Here is a 1608-nt window from a genome sequence, read left to right on the forward strand (position 1 = left end):
CGGCCGGCCGCGACGTCGCCGAGCCGGTCGGCCAGTTCCCGGGCCGTGGACCCGTGCACGGCGACCCGGTGGCGCTGGGCGGCCCGGCCGGTGTTCGCGGTGAACGCGACGTGTCCCAGCCGGTCGTCGGGGGTGGCGGCCACCTGGTCCGCGTAGGCGGCGGCGAGGGCGCGCACGGCGGCCTCGTCGGCGCCGCCGACCCGCACCAGGTGGCTGTCCTGCGCCAGGCCGGGGTCGTCGGAGGCGGGCCGGTGGGGCGCCTCCTCGACGACGACGTGCGCGTTGACGCCGCCCATGCCGAAGGCGCTGACCGCCGCACGGCGCGGCAGCCCGTCCGTGCGCGGCCACGCGAGGGGCCGGTCCGCCAGGTGGAACGGCGTTCCCTCGAAGCGGATGTGGTCGTTGGGCCGGGTCACGTTCGCCGTCGGCGGGACGATCCCGTGCTCGAGCGCCAGCAGGACCTTCACCAGCCCCGCGAGGCCCGCCGCCGGCTCCAGGTGGCCGATGTTGCTCTTCAGGGAGCCCAGCGCGCAGAACTGCGACCGTGCCGTGAACCGGCGCCAGGCCCGGGTCAGTCCCTCCACCTCGATCGGGTCGCCCAGTCCCGTGCCCGTGCCGTGCGCCTCGACGAGGCCGATCGACTCCGGTGTCACTCCCGCGTCCGCCAGGGCCGCGAGGACGACCTCCTGCTGCGCCGCGCCGTTGGGCACCGTCAGGCCGCTGGTGCGCCCGCCGTGGTTGACGGCGGTCCCCCGGATCACCCCGCGCACCCGGTCCCGGTCGCGCAGCGCCGCCTCCAGGGGTTTCAGCACGACCGACACGACCCCCTCGCCGGGTACGAACCCGTCCGCGGCGGCGTCGAACGCGCGCGACCTGCCGGTGGGCGAGAACGACCGCAGGCGCGAGCCGAGCTGGAAGTACTGGGGGGACATCCCCAGGTGCACGCCGGCGACGACGGCCTGCTCGCACTCGCCGTCGCGGAGGCTGCGCACCGCCGTGTGCAGGGCCACCAGCGACGACGAGCAGAGGGTGTCCACCGTCATGCTCGGACCGTGCAGGTCCAGGAACCAGCTGACCCGGTTGGCGAGGATCGCGTTGTGGTTGCCGAGGCCGGCCGCGGTCTGCACCACGTCGTCGACGACCACGTCGCGGTAGTGCTGGTAGCTGGCGCCCACGAACACACCCGTGGAACGGTCCGGTTCCCCGGCCCGCCCGGCGTCCTCGAGGGCGTGCCAGACCGACTGGATCAGGTGCCGCTGCTGCGGGTCGATCCACTCCGCCTCGGCGGGCGACAGCCGGAAGAACCCCGGGTCGAAGTCGGCCAGCCCGTCGACGAAGCCGGCCCGCCTGAGGTACACGGTGCCGGGCCTGCCCTCGGCGCCGTAGTAGGCGTCGATGTCCCAGCGGGAGGCGGGCACTTCGCTGAGGCAGTCCTCGCCGTCGAGCAGGACCCGCCACAGTTCCCCGGTGTCGGCGGCGTTCGGGAAGACGCCGTCCACTCCGATGACGGCGATGTCGTGCCGTCCCGGCCGGTCCCCGCCGTCCGGCCCGGCGGCCGGACCGGTGGTCCGGGCGGCGGCCGGGACCGCGGGAGCGGCGGCCGGCCGG

1 protein-coding gene is annotated in these 1608 nt (G+C 75.7%); it reads right to left on the reverse strand.

Annotation, left to right across the window (positions count from 1 at the left end; genetic code table 11):
• Positions 1–1608, reverse strand: a 1608-nt coding sequence (locus tag AOK18_RS24505) for a beta-ketoacyl synthase N-terminal-like domain-containing protein (RefSeq protein ID WP_167738736.1), incomplete at both ends; no start/stop codon positions are given.

The organism is Streptomyces prasinopilosus (genome assembly GCF_001419695.1).
In the GTDB taxonomy this organism is placed as follows: domain Bacteria; phylum Actinomycetota; class Actinomycetes; order Streptomycetales; family Streptomycetaceae; genus Streptomyces; species Streptomyces prasinopilosus.